Genomic DNA, 15,390 nt, shown 5'->3' on the forward strand with positions numbered 1-15,390 from the left:
GCGAGCCAGGTCATGCGTGACACCTTCGCCGCCGCCACCCACGAGGCACTCGACCGCGACCCCCGGGTCGCGCTGGTCCTAGCGGCCATCTCCGCGGACATGTTCCGCCGCGCCGCCACCCGCCACCCGGGGCGCGTGATCGACCTCGGTATCCGCGAACAGGCGATGATCGGCGTCGCCGGCGGCCTCGCGCTCTCCGGTATGCGCCCCGTCGTGCACAGCTACACGCCGTTCCTGGTCGAGCGCCCCTTCGAGCAGATCAAGATCTCCCTCGCGCACCAGGACGCCGGCGCGATCCTGGTGAGCATCGGCGCCTCCCACGACGCCTCGGCCGAGGGTCGCACCCACCAGGCGCCCGAGGACGTGGCGCTCCTGGACACCCTGCCCGGCTGGACCGTGCACGTGCCGGGCCACCCCGACGAGGTGCGGACCATGATGGAGAGGGCGGTGCCCGGGGACGACCTCGTGTACCTGCGGCTGTCCGCCCAGACCAACAAGGCCGCGCTGCCCGTCGGCCCCCGCCTGAACGTGCTGCGCACGGGCTCCTCCCGCTCCGCCGGGGTGGTGGTGGCGGTCGGGCCCATGCTGGACCGGGTGCTGGAGGCCACCGCGGGCCTCGACGTCACCGTCGCCCACACCTCCACCGTCCGCCCCTTCGACCACGAGGGCCTCAGCTCGCTCACCGGGGCGGCGGGCAACGCCGACGTGCTGATCGTGGAGCCCTACCTGAAGGGGACCTCCGCCCACGAGGTGTCCGAGGCCCTGGCCGACCGCCGCCACCGCCAGATGTCCCTGGGCGTGTCCCGCCGCGCGGAGGTCCGCGCCTACGGCACCGCCGCCGACCACGACCGGCTCCACGGTCTGGACGTCGAGGGGATCGCCAAGTCCGCCCGGGAGTTCTTCCTGGTGTAGTGGACCCGCCCGGGGCCTCGCGTGGTGCGGCCCCGGGCGTCCCGCCCCAGGGCGTGTCCGGCGGACACGCCCTAGCAGGCGTACGTTCTCCCGTCCGCCGCCTTGCCCCAGTTGCAGCTGCTCAACGTGCCCGCGGCCTTGTTGTCGTCCTTGCTGCCCGGCTTCTTCAGCCGGAGGTCGGGGTTGCGCCCGGTGCCGTCATTGGGCAGCACGTGGCGCGCGTAGCCCCGGTAGACGTGGTGGGTGCCCTTGGCGTCCCTGTGGTTCCTCCCGGAGCCGGTGTGCACGTGGACGACGGCCCCGGCCGGAAGGTTGTACGAGGGCAGCGCCCGGCCGTAGGTGTTCGAGGTGATGTCCGGGACGTGGCCCCGGAGGTCGACGGTCTTCTTCGACACGTTCTTCACGACGAAGTACTCGCCGTTGAGGTTGGTCTGCTTGTTGTTCTTCACGTCAGCCCCGGCGGCGTTGGGCCGCACGTGGGTGATCATCAGGGCACCCGTGGTGGACGCGGCGTGCGCCGGTACGGGTACGAGGAACGCGGTGAGGAGTACGGCCGCGACGGCGGCACGGACGGAGCGCATGGGCTCCCCTTTCGGTTCACGCCGTCCTGCGATGCGGGCCTCCGGGGGGTGGCTCGCAAGCGGGGGTGCCGAGGACAGGGCAGAAGAGTAGCCCTTCCGTGCGGCGATCGGTGGCGAAATGGGCCGAGAAGCGAAAAGTGTCGTTCCTGGCGGTCAGCCGGTCCGTTCACCGTCGCGGGGGCAGCACAATGGAAGGGATGACGAATCTGGTCAACCTTCAGGACGTGTCCCTGGCCTACGGGCCGCTCGTACTCCTCGACAAGGTGTCCCTTGGCGTGGACGAGGGCGAACGCATCGGGGTGGTCGGCCGCAACGGCGGCGGCAAGTCCACGATGATCTCCGTGCTCGCCGGGCGGACCGAGCCCGACTCCGGTCGGGTCGTGCACAACCGGGGGCTGCGGGTCGGCTTCCTGCACCAGCGGGACGTCTTCCCCGACAGCACCGTCGGTGAGTTCGTGCTGGGCGGACGGGCCGAGCACGAGTGGGCGGGGGACGCGCGCATCCGCGACATCCTCCGGGGCCTGCTCGGCGGCTGGGACCTGGACGTGCCCATGTCCGGGCTGTCCGGCGGCGAGCGCCGCCGCTCCGGGCTGGCGCGGCTGCTGGTGGACGACCACGACCTCATCATCCTGGACGAGCCCACCAACCACCTCGACATCGAGGGCATCGCGTGGCTGGCCGAGCACCTGCGCGGCCGTCCGGAGTCCCTCGTGGTCGTGACCCACGACCGGTGGTTCCTGGACGCCGTCACCACCCGCACCTGGGAGGTCGGGCGCGGCACCGTCGAGAGGTACGAGGGCGGGTACGCCGCCTACGTGCTGGCCAAGGCCGAGCGGGACCGCCAGGCCGCCGCCGAGGAGGACCGCCGCCAGAACCTCATGCGCAAGGAACTGGCCTGGCTGCGCAGGGGAGCGCCCGCGCGCACCTCCAAGCCCAAGTTCCGCATCGAGGCCGCCAACCAGCTCATCGCGAACGAGCCGCCGGCGCGCGACTCCGTGGAGCTGGTCCGCTTCGCCAGTTCGCGGCTGGGCAAGACCGTCATCGACCTCAAGAAGGTCTCGGTCTCCATCCCCGACCGCACGCTCCTGGACGAGCTCACCTGGCAGCTGGGCCCCGGTGACCGGGTCGGTCTGGTCGGCGTGAACGGCGCGGGCAAGTCCACCCTCCTGAAGATCCTCGCCGAGGAGCGCGAGCCCGACTCCGGAACGGTGCGCACCGGCCGGACCGTGAAGCTGGCGCACCTGTCCCAGAACGTCGCGGAACTCGACCCCACCGCGCGCCCGCTCCAGGCCGTCATGGACGTGCGCGAGCACATCACCATCGGCAAGCGCGACTACACCGCCAGCCAGATGCTGGAGAAGTTCGGCTTCCGTGGCGAGCGCCAGTGGACGCCGATCGGTGACCTGTCCGGCGGTGAGAAGCGCCGCCTCCAGCTGCTGCGCCTGCTCATGGACGAGCCCAACGTGCTGCTGCTGGACGAGCCCACCAACGACCTCGACATCGAGACCCTGACCGAGCTGGAGGACCTCCTCGACGGCTGGCCGGGCTCCCTCGTCCTGGTCAGCCACGACCGGTACTTCCTGGAGCGGATCACCGACCGCGTGCTCGCCCTGATGGGCGACGGGAGCCTGGCGTTCCTGCCCGGAGGCGTGGACGAGTACCTGGAGCGCCGGGAGGCCAGCGCGGGCGAGGTCACCGTGCCGCTGGGCGCCTCCGAGACCGCCGTCCAGGCGCCCGCCGCCGCCCCCGCCGTGTCCCAGGCCGAGCGCCGCGCCGCCCAGAAGGAGATGCAGCGCGTCGAACGGCGGATGGACAAGATCGCCAAGCGCGAGGAACAGCTCCACGAGCAGATGGCGGCGGCCGCCGAGGACTACACCCGGCTCGCGGACCTCGACGCCGAGGCCCGCACCCTCGCCTCCGAGAAGGAGGAGCTGGAGATGGTCTGGCTGGAGCAGGCCGAGCTGATCGGGGACTGACCGCTCAGCGCGACAGGTGGGCCAGGGCCGCCGCCAGGGCGCCCTCGGCGCCCGACGGCAGGTCCGGCAGCACCCCGGTGCCCTCCCAGTTGGTGTCGGTGACCGGATGGACCGGACGGCCGGTCGGCACCGCCAGTTCCAGGTGGGGGTGGAGCCGGAAGCCCTCGCGCGGGTGGGCGCCGCCCCTGGTGCGCTCGCCCACGACCGTGGCCCGCCCGTGCTGTTGCAGGTCGTAGGCGAGCTCCTCGGCGCCGGAGAAGGTGTCGGAGGCGGTCAGCACCGCCAGCGGCTTCCGGCCGCCGAACACGGGCCCGGCCACCGCGTGCGTCCAGGACTGCCGGGGTGCCCCGCCGTCACCGAAGTACATCGTGTGCAGGTGGGTGGGCTCGTCGAACAGGTGGCTGCAGACGAACGCCACCGTCGCGGGGTCACCGCCCCGGTTGCGCCGCAGGTCGATGACGAGTGCGTCCGCCTCCGCGACCAGCCGCAGCGCCGCCGTCAGCTGGGCCGCCGCCATCGACATCGGATACAGCAGCGGCCGCAGCTCCAGGAGGGCCGTACCGCCGTCCAGCCGCTCGACCCGGGCGACCCCGCCGCACCGTTCCCGCGCCTCGCGGGCCATGACCTCGATCAGCCCCGAGTCGTCGGGCAGGTCGGGGATCTCGTCCTCGTGGTGCTGGAGACGCAGGTGCGGGTCCCCGTTCAGGGACTGGAGGTCGGCGGTGACCAGCTCCGCCAGTGAGGCGGGGCCGTCCGCCCGGCGGTAGTGGCCCGAGACGTGCCGCTCGGCGAGGAGCCGCCGCAGCCGCTCGGCGAGTTCGGGGAAGACGTAGTTCCGGGCCACGAGGCGGCCGGACTCGGTGACCAGCTCGTCGATCAGGTCGGGGTCCATGGTGCTCCTGGGATGGGGGGTGGGGGCGCTCAGTAGAGCACGCGGCTTGACAAAGCGTCAAGAGTTCTTGACCCTTGAGGTCATGAACGACGACCCCCAGCCGATCTCCTCCCCGGAGCAGTTCAAGGCGCTGGCGCACCCGCTCCGCCAGCGGATGCTGTTCGTCCTCGGGGAGCGGCCCGCGACCGTCAGCCAGCTCGCCCAGACCCTGGACACCCGCAAGGGCAATGTCTCCCACCACCTCAAGCCGCTCCTCGCGGCCGGGATGGTGGAAGCCTCCGAGAGCAGGCGGGTGCGGGGCGGCACCGAGCAGTACTACCGGCGCACGTCGGGCGGCGTCGAGATCGCGGACGCCCGACCCGGTCCGGCCGCCGCGATGCTCCGGGCGGTCTCCGAGGAGTTCGCCGCCGCACCGGACGACCCGCTGCTGGCCCTGCGCCACCTGCGGCTCACCCCGGAGCAGGCCGGGCGGCTCCAGGACACGCTCCTCGCCCTGGTCGCGGAGACGGAGGAGGCCGACGACGACCAACCGCGCCACGGCCTGCTGGTCGCCCTCTACCGGCAGTAGGCTGCCCGTACGGTTCCGAACTCAGGAGGAGACGCCATGGCTGGCCTGGACGAGATCCCGGTGACCATGATCGACGGCCGGGAGACCACCTTCGGTGAGTGGTCCGGGAAGGTGCGCCTGGTGGTGAACGTGGCGTCCCGCTGCGGGCTCACCCCGCAGTACGGCGCGCTGGAGGAGCTCCAGAAGCGCTACGAGGACCGGGGGTTCACCGTGATCGGCCTCCCCAGCAACCAGTTCCTCCAGGAGTTCGGCGGCGAGGAGAAGATCGCGGAGTACTGCTCCATGACGTGGGGGGTGACCTTCCCGATGACCGAGAAGGTGAAGGTCAACGGACGGGGCCAGCACCCCCTCTACGCCGAGCTCACCAACGCCCCCGACGCGGAGGGCAGTGCCGGGCGGGTGAAGTGGAACTTCGAGAAGTTCCTGGTGCTCCCCGACGGCCAGGTGCACCGGTTCCGCCCCGCCACCGTGCCGGACGCCCCCGAGATCGTGGAGCTCATCGAGCGGTCCCTGCCCGAGAGCGCCTGACCGCTCAACCCGTTCCGCAGTCGACGTAGTCCTCGATGCTCTCCAGGAACTCCTCCTCGACCAGTCGCAGGACGATCTTGTGCTCAAGGGTCGCGGAGACCCAGCTGTAGGGGACGAAGGACTCCTTCGCCTCTGGCGGCGGCTCCGCCTGGTCGTCCGTGAGCGCGCACGAGGAGAGAAGCAGGGCCAAGGACAGGGCCGGTCCCGTCCGGTGGAGGAGTTTCATCGAGTTCATGGGTGGTCGAAGCGGCTCCGTGTCCTAGCGGATCCGGGCCTGGAAGGCCTCGGCTATGGCTTGGGCGCCGGCGAGGTTGGTGTGGATGTCCGGGCCCCGGGCGGTGTCGCACATCCAGGTGAGGTCGCAGATCCGCTGGAGGTTGACCGGCATGCCCGTGGCGCTGTCGGCGGGGACCTCGGTGTCGGAGCCGTCGAAGGCGGTGTCCACGTCGGCCACGTCGATCCCGGCCGCCTCGTAGGAGGCGGTCAGCGACGCGTTCACCCGGTCGAGGATCTCCGCCGTCCGGGCGGACAGGCTCGCGTCGCCCGCCGTGTCGGGGTCCTCCAGGAGGGCGAGGGCCAGGAACGGGTTGTAGTAGGTCATCCCGACGATCCGCGTGCCCGGGTCGGCCGCCTCGACCAGGCGCTCCGCGATCACCGGCACCTCGGTCTCCAGGCGCTCCAGGCCGTCCGTCACGCAGGCCTCGTCGACGCTGATCCCGTCGATGCCGAGCGCCTCCTCGTGGACGCCCTCGACGCAGCCGGTGAAGTTGTTGCCGCCGATGGTGAGGGTGACCAGGCCGACCGCGTCGCCGTGCTCCCGAAGGAAGTCCTCGGCCTGGTCGAGCTGGGACCCCTCCTCGTAACGGTCGTCGCACCCGGGGATGCCGCCGCCGACGAAGGTCGTGGTGTCCTCCCCGCCGCAGCCCATGCGCTCGTGCCGGAGCGTGGAGTCGGTGTCCTTCAACGAGCGGTAGAGGACGTCGGTGTACCCCTCCGGGGTCTCCCGGGTCCGCCCCTGCTCGTCCGGCTGCACGCCCACGGTCAGCGAGTCGCCCAGGGACAGGTAGTGGTTCGGCGCCGGGGCGGGTTCCCCCGCGTCCTCACCCGAGCAGCCGACGACGACGAGGGTCGCGGCGACGGCGGCCATCCAACGGATTCTCAACGTGCTCTCCAACCAGGGCCCGTGACGGCGCGCCCCTGCCGCGTCCTCACCCCTGCGGGCCGGACGGGCTCCTGTCGAGGGGCGCGAGAAGGCTTCTCAGTAACGATGCCAGCTGTTCGCGCTCGGCGGCGGGCATCGGGGCCAGAAGGGTCTCCTCGTAGCTGAGGAGTGAGGCCAGGGCGGCGTCGATCCGCTCGGCGCCCCTCGCGGTGAGCCGGACCAGCACGCCGCGCTTGTCGGCGGGGTCGGGGCGGCGGCGCACGAGTTCGGCGGCGGCCAGCCGGTCCACGCGGTTGGTCATGGTTCCGGAGGTGACCAGGGTGGCCCGCAGCAGGCGCCCGGGGCTGAGCTCGTAGGGCGGGCCGGAGCGGCGGAGCTCGGCCAGGACGTCGAACTCCCAGGGCTCCAGGGCGTGCTCGGTGAAGACGGTGCGGCGGGCACGGTCGAGGTGGCGGGCGAGCCGGGAAACCCGGCTGAACACCTCCAGGGGTGTCACGTCCACGTCCGGCCGCTCGGAGCGCCACGCCTCGATCAGCCCATCCACCTCATCGCGCATGGCACCAGCATATCTCTTGACATCAAGATAGTGGGGCGGGTATACGAATACCCGCCCCACTGGTGACTCTCCCGCGGCCGGGGCCACGGTCAACGCTTGCGGCGTGTGTCCAGTCTCGGCTTGGACTCCAGCGCGGACAGCCCGTTCCAGGCCAGGTTGACCAGGTGCGCCGCCACCACCTCACGCTTGGGCTTGCGCACCTCCAGCCACCACTGGCCGGTCAGCGCCCACATACCAACCAGGGCCTGCGCGTACATCGGGGCGAGCGCCGGGTCGTAGCCGCGTTCGGAGAACTCGTCCGCCATGATGTGCTCGACCTGGCTGGCGATGTCGTTGATCAGGCTCGCGAAACTGCCGGTCCCGGAGGCCACGTGCGAGTCGCGGGTGAGCACCCGGAACCCCACGCTGTCCTCCTCGACGTAGCGCAGCAGGGCCAGGGCCGCCTTCTCGATCTTGCTTCGGGCGTGGTCGGCGGTGAGGGCCTCGCCCATCATCTCCAGGAGCGTGCGCATCTCCCGGTCGACGACGACGGCGTAGATGCCCTCCTTGCCACCGAAGTGCTCGTAGACCACGGGCTTGGACACCCCGGCCCGCGCGGCGATCTCCTCAACGGAGGTCGCGTCGAACCCGCGTTCGGCGAACAGCTCCCGGCCGATCTCCAACAGCTGTTGCCGACGCTCCTTGCCCGTCATGCGCTTGCGGCGCACTCGGGTCCTCTGCTCGCTGTCGGCTGCTCCCATGATGGTTACTGATCCTAGACCTTGACCCGCTTGGCAGCGAGTCGTTCGTTGTTGGGCCAGCGCACCTTGGTGGCCCAGCCGAACTTCTCGAACGCCCAGATGACCCGGGCGGAGATGTCGATCTGGCCCTTGAGCACACCGTGGCGGGCGCAGGTCGGGTCGGCGTGGTGCAGGTTGTGCCAGGACTCACCGAAGGACGGGATGGCCAGCCACCACACGTTGCGGGAGCGGTCGCGGACCTCGAAGTTCTCCTCGCCGATGGTGTGGCAGATGGAGTTGATCGACCAGGTCACGTGGTGCAGCAGCGCGACGCGGACCAGGCTCGCCCAGAAGAACGCGGTGACCGCGCCCCAGACGGACATGGTGACCAGGCCGCCGATGACGGCGGGGGCGAAGAGCGAGAAGAGCACGATCGGCAGGAACAGCTTGTCGACGAGGACGACGTCCTTGTCCTTGAGCAGGTCCGGGGTGAAGCGGCGCGGCGAGGTCTTCTTCTCGTCGAGGTACATCCACGCCATGTGGGCGTAGTACATGCCCTTGGCCACGGACTTCCAGTCGTCCCCGAAGCGCCACGGCGAGTGCGGGTCGCCCTCGGCGTCCGCGTACTTGTGGTGGCGGCGGTGGTCGGCCACCCACTTGATGACGCTGCCCTCGATGGCCATGGAGCCCGCGATCGCCAGCGCGATCCGCAGCGGGCGCTTGGCCTTGAAGGAGCCGTGGGTGAAGTGGCGGTGGAAGCCGACGGTGATGCCCAGGCCGCTGATCACGTAGAAGACCGCGGCGATGGCGATGTCGAGCAGCGACAGGCCCCAGCCCCAGAAGAAGGGCACCGCGGCGAGCAGCGCGATCAGGGGCACGAACACGAAGGCGAAGACGGTGTAGCGCTCGGCCTTGCCCCGCAGTTCGGGCTCGTACTCGGGGATCGCCTCGCGCTTGGGGGCGTCGGTGGCGGTCCCGGTGGGCTTCTCGGCGCCTTCGGTCGGCACCTCGGGAGCGGCGGTCATGGGTCTTGCACCTCGTCACGGAGAACGTCGTCGCCGGTCGGGACGGCGTCACGGGTGCGGTGCACCCGGCGGGACGGCCCAACCTATTCCTACGTAACCGTAACCTACGACCCCGTAGGTTTGGCAAGCCCCCGGGTGGAGGCGCTATGTTGGTGTCGAGCGTCCGGACGAGCGTCCGGAGCGTTCCCGGATGATGTAATCGGCAGCATCTGGGGTTTTGGTCCCCATCGTCCAGGTTCGAGCCCTGGTCCGGGAGCAACTCCCGCCGTCGCGCGACCGCCCCTCCGAGGGGACGGGACGCACCCCGTGCCGGGCACGGGAGAGGGACGGCGGCACAACTCACACCGGCGTCCGGCTGGCCCGCTCCTGCGGGCGTCCGCCGGGCGCCGCGCGCGCTGCGCCCTCACGTGCCTGATGTGTGCCGGTGACACACATGTATCCTTCCCATGTCGGCCGCTGGTCATCCGACGGCCGCCCGCGCGGCATGCGGGTCGCGCCGCCGAAGGGTGAGCCGACGTTCATATGCCAGCTATCACGAGGGGTCTCCTCCAGTGAGCGTGAACCGTCCGGCTGCCGTGATCATCCTCGCGGCGGGTGAGGGCACCCGAATGAAGTCGAAGCTTCCCAAGGTCCTTCACGAACTCAACGGCCGCAGCATGCTCGGCCACGTGCTCCACGCGTCCAGAGAACTCGATCCCGGCAACACGGTGGTGGTCGTGGGCCACGCCCGGGACCAGGTGCGAGCCCACCTGGCCGAGGTCGCCCCCGAAGCCGTCACGGCGGTGCAGGAGGAACAGAACGGCACCGGCCACGCCGTGCGCATGGCGGTCGAGGACCTGGCCGCCCAGGGCGTCGAACTCTCCGGGACCGTCGTCCTGACCTGCGGGGACACGCCCCTGCTGCGCGGCGAGACGCTCGCGTCGCTGGTCGCGGCGCACGAGAAGGAGGGCAACGCGGTCACCGTGCTGTCCGCCCGCGTCCCCGACCCCCACGGCTACGGGCGCATCGTGCGCGACGCCGACGGCTCCTTCACGGAGATCGTCGAGCACGCCGACGCCACGCCCGAACAGCACCTCGTCGACGAGATCAACTCCGGGATGTACGCCTTCGACGGCGCCCTCCTGAACAAGGTCGTCCAGCGCCTGTCCACGGACAACGCCAAGGGCGAGGAGTACATCACCGACGCGGTCGGCCTGCTCCGCGGCGACGGGCACCGGGTGGACGCCTGGAGCGCCGAGGACTGGAACGAGGTCCAGGGCGTCAACAACCGGGTGCAGCTCTCCGAGGCGCGCCGCGTCCTGAACGACCGTCTCCTGACCGGGCACATGCTGTCCGGCGTGACCATCGTCGACCCCGCGACGACCTGGGTGGACGCCCAGGTCAGCATTGGTGCGGACACCGTGGTCCACCCGAACAGCCGCCTCTACGGCACCACGCGGATCGGTGAGGACGCCGAGGTGGGCCCCGGCGCCGACCTGCGCGACACCCTCGTCGGTGACGGCGCGAAGGTCCGCGAGACCACCGCGGACGGGGCGGAGATCGGCCCCTGGGCCACCGTCGGCCCCTACACCTACCTGCGGCCGGGCACCCGCCTGGCCGAGCGGACCAAGGCCGGAGCCTTCGTCGAGGTCAAGAACTCGAACGTCGGCACCGGCTCGAAGATCCCGCACCTGACCTACGTCGGGGACGCGGACATCGGCGTGGGCAGCAACATCGGCTGCTCCTCGGTGTTCGTCAACTACGACGGGGTCAACAAGTCCCGGAGCACCATCGGTGACCACGTCCGCATCGGCAGCGACAACACCATCGTCGCTCCCGTGACCGTGGGCGACGGAGCCTACTCCGGGGCCGGGACCGTGGTCCGCGACGATGTCCCGCCCGGTGCCCTGGCGATCTCCGAAGGACACCGGCAGCGTAACGTCGAGGGCTGGACGCGGCGCAAGCGTCCGGGAACTCCGCCCGCCGAGGCGGCGGAGCAGGCGGAACGGCACAGAGCCGACGCCGCGAACAAGCAGTGACTGTGGGGGAGAAACACGTGACCGGCATGAAGGCCACCGGCCAGAAACAACTGATGCTGTTCTCGGGGCGTACGCACCCGGCCCTGGCCGAGGAGGTGGCGAAGGAGCTGGGGATAGAGGTGGTCCCCACCCGGTTCGACACCTTCGCCAACGGCGAGATCTTCATGCGGTACCTGGAGTCGGTGCGCGGCAGTGACGCGTTCGTCATCCAGAGCCACGCCGACCCGGTCAACGAGTCGATCATGGAGCAGCTGATCATGGTGGACGCGCTCAAGCGCGCCTCCGCCAAGCGGATCACCGTGGTCACCCCGATCCTGGGCTACGCCCGCCAGGACAAGAAGCACCGGGGCCGCGAGCCCATCTCCTCGCGCCTGGTCACCGACCTGTTCCGGACCGCGGGGGCGGACCGGATGATGGCGGTGGACCTGCACACCGACCAGATCCAGGGCTTCTTCGACGGCCCGGTGGACCACCTCTTCGCGCTGCCGATCCTGGCCGACCACATCGCCAGCCAGGTCGACCACGCGGAGATCACCGTGGTCTCCCCGGACGCCGGCCGCGTGCGCACCGCCGACCGCTGGGCGGACCGCCTGGGCGCTCCCCTGGCCATCATCCACAAGCGCCGTGACCCGGACGTCGCCAACCAGGTGAAGGTCCACGAGGTCGTCGGTGAGGTCAAGGACCGCGTGTGCGTCCTGGTCGACGACATGATCGACACCGGCGGCACCATCGTGAAGGCCTCCGAGGCCCTCTTCGAGCAGGGCGCCAAGAAGGTCCTGGTCGCGGCCACGCACGGTGTGCTGTCCGGCCCGGCCGCCGAGCGGCTCCAGAACTCGCGCATCTCCGAGGTGGTCATCACCAACACGCTCCCCGTCCCCGAGGAGCGCGCCTTCGAGAAGCTCACGCAGCTCTCGATCGCGCCGCTGGTCGCCCGCGCGATCAACGAGGTCTTCACCGACGGTTCGGTCACGAGCCTGTTCGACTAGGTTCGGTCACGAGCCTGTTCGACCAGCGTCGTCGTCGGCACCCGCGCCGGGCGCGGGTGCCCTCCGGCCGGACCTGGACGGGCCATGTACGGAGTCGTCACCAGAGACAGTAGACTTGGCCGAGTGTCCCCGTGTCCGGGTGGATTCCTTTTGTGTCTCCGCCCGGGATCAACGCGGGCAGGGGTGCGCGACGAGCGTTCCCGGGCCGGACGGGTCCGGTGACGGCTCGCCGGGCACGCCTGGAACCAGGGCGGTCGAGTCCTCAGCGAGCTGGGTGACCCCGTCGCAATTCTTCGCCGAGGGCGAGAATCGTTCGTACTACTGGAGTCGTGTTCCCCGTGCTGCGGGGTTGAACCCGAGGAGTTTTGTCGTGTCCGAGGTACGTATCGCTGCCGAGCCCCGCACGGAATTCGGCAAGGGCGCCTCCCGTCGCGCCCGCCGCGCGGGTAAGGTGCCGGCCGTCCTCTACGGCCACGGCACCGAGCCCCGCCACCTGAACCTGCCGGGCCACGAGCTCATGCTCGCCCTGAAGACCCCGAACGTCCTGATTCGCCTCGACGGCCTGGACAAGGACAACCTTGCCCTCCCCAAGAGCGTGCAGCGCGACGCCATCAAGGGCTTCCTGGAGCACGTCGACCTGCTCGTCGTCTCCAAGGGCGAGAAGGTCGAGGTCGAGATCAGCGTCTCCCTCACCGGTGAGGTCAAGGCTCCCGGCGTGCTCAACCAGGAGCTCGTCACCGTGACCGTGGAGGCCGAGGCCACCCACATCCCCGATGGTGTCGAGTTCGACATCAACGGCCTGGAGGTCGGCACCACCCCGACCGCCGCCGACCTGAAGCTGCCCTCGGGCGTTTCCCTGGTCACCGACCCCGAGTCGATCCTGCTCACCGTCTCCGCGCCGCGCGTGGAGGAGGAGCCGGAGACCAGCACCGAGGCCGCCGGTGAGGAGGCCGTCGCCGAGTAGGCGCGGTCCCGCACCACACAGCCCAGAACGCGCGGTCCCCGATCCGGGGGCCGCGCGTTCGGCGTGTGGGGGTGCGGTTCGGGTGCCGATAGTGTCGGTCGGCATGTGGAGAGTGTTGAGCATGTTGGGTATCCGGAAGAGCGGGGACGGCGAGGACATGGCCGAGGCGGAGCGCTGGTTGGTGGTCGGGTTGGGCAACCCGGGCCCCAAGTACGCGGGCAACCGGCACAACGCCGGGTTCATGGTGGTGGACGCCCTGGCCGCCGAGAAGGGTGAGCGCTGGAAGGTCCACAAGGCGCACGCCGAGGTCGTGGAGACCCGGATCGAGGGCGCCCCCGTGGTCCTGGCGAAGCCGCGCACCTTCATGAACGTGTCCGGCGGGCCGATCTCCGGGTTGGCGAAGTTCTACAAGGTCCCCATGGAGCGGATCATCGTCGTGCACGACGAGATGGACATCGACTTCGGGGCCCTCAAGCTCAAGAAGGGCGGCGGGTCCGGCGGCCACAACGGGCTGAAGTCCGCCACCGCCTCCCTGTCCGGCCCGGACTACCTGCGGGTCCGGTTCGGCGTGGGCCGTCCACCCGGGCGGATGGACCCGGCCGCCTACGTGCTGCGCGACTTCTCCTCGACCGAGGCTCCCGAGCTGGATCTGAACGTGGAGCGGGCCGCCGACGCGGTGCGGACCATCCTCAGGGACGGTCTGGGCCGGGCGCAGAACATCTTCCACACCGCGGCCTGATCCGCGTGCCCGGTCATCCGCGCAGCAGGCGCCAGGTGGCCAGGGCGTCGTCACCGGGGGACCCCGTGCCCGCGGCCGCGTGGGCGATCGCCCCGACCAGGGCCCCCGCCAGGTAGGCGGCGTGGAACGCCGCGGGGACGTCGTCGTACCCGGGCGGTCGGGCCCCCTCGGCGAAGCGCGCCGTCAGCACCTCGGTGATCCGGTCGCGGAGGCGGTTGCTGAGGCGGGCCCCGCCCCGTTCGGAGAACATCCTGCGGTAGAGCACGGCGTGGTCGGCCACGTGCGCGAACAACTCCTCCAGCGGTTCCGGCGCGCGTTCGCGCGGCGCGTCCAGGGGACACAGTTCGGCGCAGCGGGAGACGTGGGAGACCGCGTCCTCCATGGCGTCCGCGACCAGGGAGTCGAGGTCCGCGTAGTGCTGGTAGACCGTGGCGCGGTTGACCTCCGCGCGGCGCGCGACGGCGGCCATCGTGAGGGAGTCGAGCTCCTGCTCGGAGGCCAGGGACAGCAGTGTGGCGCGCAGCCGGTCGCGGGTGCGCCGCACGCGGGGGTCGTCCGGGTTCATCCTCCGAGTCTACGGGATAAAACAACAGCTGTTGCTTAATCGACAGGTGTCGTTTATGTTGACGGCATGAGAGTGGAGATCTGGGCGGACGTGGTCTGCCCCTGGGCCTACATCGGCCGACGGCGCCTCGAACTCGCGGACGCCGGGACCGAGGTCGTGTGGCGCCCCTACCGCATCGACCCGTCGGCGCCCGCCGATGCCGAACCCCTGGCCGAGGTGGTGCGCGACCCCCGACTGGACGAGTCCCTGCGGGCCTGCGCCCCGTACCTGACCCCGGCCCAGAACCGGGACCGGGTCGCCGGGATCGCCCGCGCCGAGGGGTCGGCCGACCGCTGGGGCGCCGCCTGGCGTGCGAGCAGCCACGACGCCCAGCGGCTCATCGCACTGGCGGAGGAGGAGGGCGGCCCCGCGCTCCAGGACGCCGTGGCGGAGGGGGTCGTGCGCGCCCACTTCGTGGCGGCCCGGGACATCTCCGACGCCCGGGTGCTGGAGGAGGTGGCCGTCGCCGCCGGTTTCCCCCGGGGCCCCGCGCTGCTGGCGGCGGGCGGCGGCGAGGAGACGGTCCGGGAACTGCTGCTCACGGGGCGCGCCGACGGGGTGCGCACCTCGCCCACCTTCGTCGCGAACGGCACCTCCCTGGCCGGGGCGCACGAGGCCGGGGTGATCCGCGACTTCCTGGCCGAGGCCTCCCGGCGGACGCCGAGGGAACTGCCGGAGGAGGTCCTTCGTCTGCGCCGCGCGGAGTCCCTGCTGGAGCGGAGCGACCCGCTGGGGTCGCTCGAACTGCTCCGGCCGCTGATGGAGGGCCACGCGGGGGACCGCGGCGTCCGGTTCCTGGCCGCCCGCGCCTACTACCGGTCCGCGCAGCTCAACCGGGCGCGGGGCGTCCTGGAGGCGCTGTTGGGGGAGACGGCCGACGACGCCTACGCGCACCTGCTGCTGGGTCGCACCCTCCAGCGGATGGGGCGGCACGGGGAGGCGGAGCCCCACCTCAGGCTGGCCGCCGTGATGGATCCCGCGCTCGCCTGAGTCGGTCACGTTCAGCTCAGGGTTTCGGTCATGACAGATTCCGGACCCGCCGTGTCCCCTTAAATCGACCCCGGACGGTCTCGGGGGAGACACATTCTTGGTGGGAACGGGACTTCTTCCCCAACAGGCCGACACCCAGAGCGACTTTTCGACTACTTTTGGTTACTGTT

General features: G+C 70.9%; 17 protein-coding genes. 9 read left to right on the forward strand and 8 right to left on the reverse strand.

Annotated elements, in window-relative coordinates; all coding sequences use genetic code 11:
* The first annotated feature begins 12 nt into the window (after positions 1-12).
* Positions 13-912 (forward strand): transketolase family protein, encoded by a 900-nt coding sequence (locus tag AC0VYM_RS04430; RefSeq protein ID WP_475459248.1) that lies wholly within the window; start codon positions 13-15, stop codon positions 910-912.
* A gap of 71 nt (positions 913-983) precedes the next feature.
* On the opposite strand, the gene AC0VYM_RS04435 is transcribed toward AC0VYM_RS04430, so the two are convergent.
* Complete coding sequence (locus tag AC0VYM_RS04435; RefSeq protein WP_475459250.1) at positions 984-1,493, reverse strand: lamin tail domain-containing protein; 510 nt, start codon at positions 1,491-1,493, stop codon at positions 984-986.
* A 197-nt stretch (positions 1,494-1,690) separates the two neighbouring features.
* Here AC0VYM_RS04435 and AC0VYM_RS04440 point away from each other — a divergent pair, with 197 nt between their 5' ends.
* Positions 1,691-3,469: an ABC-F family ATP-binding cassette domain-containing protein gene (locus AC0VYM_RS04440; protein ID WP_475459253.1), complete on the forward strand. Its 1,779-nt coding sequence runs from the start codon at positions 1,691-1,693 to the stop codon at positions 3,467-3,469.
* A gap of 4 nt (positions 3,470-3,473) precedes the next feature.
* On the opposite strand, the gene AC0VYM_RS04445 is transcribed toward AC0VYM_RS04440, so the two are convergent.
* Positions 3,474-4,361: a S41 family peptidase gene (locus AC0VYM_RS04445; protein ID WP_475459255.1), complete on the reverse strand. Its 888-nt coding sequence runs from the start codon at positions 4,359-4,361 to the stop codon at positions 3,474-3,476.
* An 82-nt stretch (positions 4,362-4,443) separates the two neighbouring features.
* Here AC0VYM_RS04445 and AC0VYM_RS04450 point away from each other — a divergent pair, with 82 nt between their 5' ends.
* Together AC0VYM_RS04450 and AC0VYM_RS04455 are read left to right on the forward strand one after the other, a co-directional pair.
* Complete coding sequence (locus AC0VYM_RS04450; protein ID WP_475459257.1) at positions 4,444-4,929, forward strand: ArsR/SmtB family transcription factor; 486 nt, start codon at positions 4,444-4,446, stop codon at positions 4,927-4,929.
* Between the two features lie 36 nt (positions 4,930-4,965).
* Positions 4,966-5,457, forward strand: coding sequence for a glutathione peroxidase (locus tag AC0VYM_RS04455; RefSeq protein ID WP_475459259.1), 492 nt, complete (start codon positions 4,966-4,968; stop codon positions 5,455-5,457).
* Between the two features lie 4 nt (positions 5,458-5,461).
* Here the strand turns inward: AC0VYM_RS04455 and AC0VYM_RS04460 are convergent, their stop codons facing one another.
* The 5 genes from AC0VYM_RS04460 to AC0VYM_RS04480 form a co-directional block, all read right to left on the reverse strand.
* Entirely contained in the window at positions 5,462-5,683 is a 222-nt protein-coding gene (locus tag AC0VYM_RS04460; protein ID WP_475459261.1) for a hypothetical protein, read from the reverse strand.
* Between the two features lie 33 nt (positions 5,684-5,716).
* The gene (locus AC0VYM_RS04465) at positions 5,717-6,604 is read right to left on the reverse strand and encodes a GDSL-type esterase/lipase family protein (protein WP_475459263.1); all 888 of its coding nucleotides are present in this window, start codon (positions 6,602-6,604) and stop codon (positions 5,717-5,719) included.
* A gap of 61 nt (positions 6,605-6,665) precedes the next feature.
* On the reverse strand, positions 6,666-7,175 hold the full coding sequence (locus AC0VYM_RS04470) for a MarR family winged helix-turn-helix transcriptional regulator (RefSeq protein WP_475459265.1): 510 nt from the start codon (positions 7,173-7,175) through the stop codon (positions 6,666-6,668).
* 89 nt (positions 7,176-7,264) lie between these two features.
* Positions 7,265-7,915 carry a TetR family transcriptional regulator gene (locus tag AC0VYM_RS04475; protein WP_475459267.1) on the reverse strand — a complete coding sequence of 217 codons (651 nt, stop codon included), beginning with the start codon at positions 7,913-7,915 and terminating at the stop codon, positions 7,265-7,267.
* 14 nt (positions 7,916-7,929) lie between these two features.
* Positions 7,930-8,919 (reverse strand): acyl-CoA desaturase, encoded by a 990-nt coding sequence (locus tag AC0VYM_RS04480; protein ID WP_475459268.1) that lies wholly within the window; start codon positions 8,917-8,919, stop codon positions 7,930-7,932.
* 551 nt (positions 8,920-9,470) lie between these two features.
* Between AC0VYM_RS04480 and glmU the strand changes: the two genes are divergently transcribed.
* From glmU to pth, 4 genes are all read left to right on the forward strand, one after another.
* A complete protein-coding gene (gene glmU / locus AC0VYM_RS04485; protein ID WP_475459270.1) occupies positions 9,471-10,937 on the forward strand; it encodes a bifunctional UDP-N-acetylglucosamine diphosphorylase/glucosamine-1-phosphate N-acetyltransferase GlmU in 1,467 nt (488 codons plus the stop codon).
* Positions 10,938-10,954: 17 nt separating this feature from the next.
* Positions 10,955-11,923 carry a ribose-phosphate diphosphokinase gene (locus AC0VYM_RS04490; RefSeq protein WP_378742186.1) on the forward strand — a complete coding sequence of 323 codons (969 nt, stop codon included), beginning with the start codon at positions 10,955-10,957 and terminating at the stop codon, positions 11,921-11,923.
* A gap of 370 nt (positions 11,924-12,293) precedes the next feature.
* Positions 12,294-12,887 carry a 50S ribosomal protein L25/general stress protein Ctc gene (locus AC0VYM_RS04495; protein WP_475459273.1) on the forward strand — a complete coding sequence of 198 codons (594 nt, stop codon included), beginning with the start codon at positions 12,294-12,296 and terminating at the stop codon, positions 12,885-12,887.
* Positions 12,888-12,990: 103 nt separating this feature from the next.
* Positions 12,991-13,626 (forward strand): aminoacyl-tRNA hydrolase, encoded by a 636-nt coding sequence (pth, locus tag AC0VYM_RS04500; RefSeq protein ID WP_475459275.1) that lies wholly within the window; start codon positions 12,991-12,993, stop codon positions 13,624-13,626.
* A gap of 13 nt (positions 13,627-13,639) precedes the next feature.
* Here the strand turns inward: pth and AC0VYM_RS04505 are convergent, their stop codons facing one another.
* On the reverse strand, positions 13,640-14,191 hold the full coding sequence (locus AC0VYM_RS04505) for a TetR/AcrR family transcriptional regulator (protein ID WP_475459278.1): 552 nt from the start codon (positions 14,189-14,191) through the stop codon (positions 13,640-13,642).
* Between the two features lie 66 nt (positions 14,192-14,257).
* Between AC0VYM_RS04505 and AC0VYM_RS04510 the strand changes: the two genes are divergently transcribed.
* Complete coding sequence (locus AC0VYM_RS04510) at positions 14,258-15,220, forward strand: DsbA family oxidoreductase (protein WP_475459280.1); 963 nt, start codon at positions 14,258-14,260, stop codon at positions 15,218-15,220.
* Positions 15,221-15,390: the final 170 nt, after the last annotated feature.

The organism is Nocardiopsis sp. iso_237 (assembly GCF_056173345.1).

Bases quoted from the DNA above. Each gene is read 5' to 3' on its own strand.
- AC0VYM_RS04430 (WP_475459248.1), top strand. From the start codon at position 13: ATGCGTGACACCTTCGCCGCCGCCACCCACGAGGCACTCGACCGCGAC.
- AC0VYM_RS04435 (WP_475459250.1), bottom strand. From the start codon at position 1,493: ATGCGCTCCGTCCGTGCCGCCGTCGCGGCCGTACTCCTCACCGCGTTC.
- AC0VYM_RS04440 (WP_475459253.1), top strand. From the start codon at position 1,691: ATGACGAATCTGGTCAACCTTCAGGACGTGTCCCTGGCCTACGGGCCG.
- AC0VYM_RS04445 (WP_475459255.1), bottom strand. From the start codon at position 4,361: ATGGACCCCGACCTGATCGACGAGCTGGTCACCGAGTCCGGCCGCCTC.
- AC0VYM_RS04450 (WP_475459257.1), top strand. From the start codon at position 4,444: ATGAACGACGACCCCCAGCCGATCTCCTCCCCGGAGCAGTTCAAGGCG.
- AC0VYM_RS04455 (WP_475459259.1), top strand. From the start codon at position 4,966: ATGGCTGGCCTGGACGAGATCCCGGTGACCATGATCGACGGCCGGGAG.
- AC0VYM_RS04460 (WP_475459261.1), bottom strand. From the start codon at position 5,683: ATGAAACTCCTCCACCGGACGGGACCGGCCCTGTCCTTGGCCCTGCTT.
- AC0VYM_RS04465 (WP_475459263.1), bottom strand. From the start codon at position 6,604: ATGGCCGCCGTCGCCGCGACCCTCGTCGTCGTCGGCTGCTCGGGTGAG.
- AC0VYM_RS04470 (WP_475459265.1), bottom strand. From the start codon at position 7,175: ATGCGCGATGAGGTGGATGGGCTGATCGAGGCGTGGCGCTCCGAGCGG.
- AC0VYM_RS04475 (WP_475459267.1), bottom strand. From the start codon at position 7,915: ATGGGAGCAGCCGACAGCGAGCAGAGGACCCGAGTGCGCCGCAAGCGC.
- AC0VYM_RS04480 (WP_475459268.1), bottom strand. From the start codon at position 8,919: ATGACCGCCGCTCCCGAGGTGCCGACCGAAGGCGCCGAGAAGCCCACC.
- pth (WP_475459275.1), top strand. From the start codon at position 12,991: ATGTGGAGAGTGTTGAGCATGTTGGGTATCCGGAAGAGCGGGGACGGC.
- AC0VYM_RS04505 (WP_475459278.1), bottom strand. From the start codon at position 14,191: ATGAACCCGGACGACCCCCGCGTGCGGCGCACCCGCGACCGGCTGCGC.
- AC0VYM_RS04510 (WP_475459280.1), top strand. From the start codon at position 14,258: ATGAGAGTGGAGATCTGGGCGGACGTGGTCTGCCCCTGGGCCTACATC.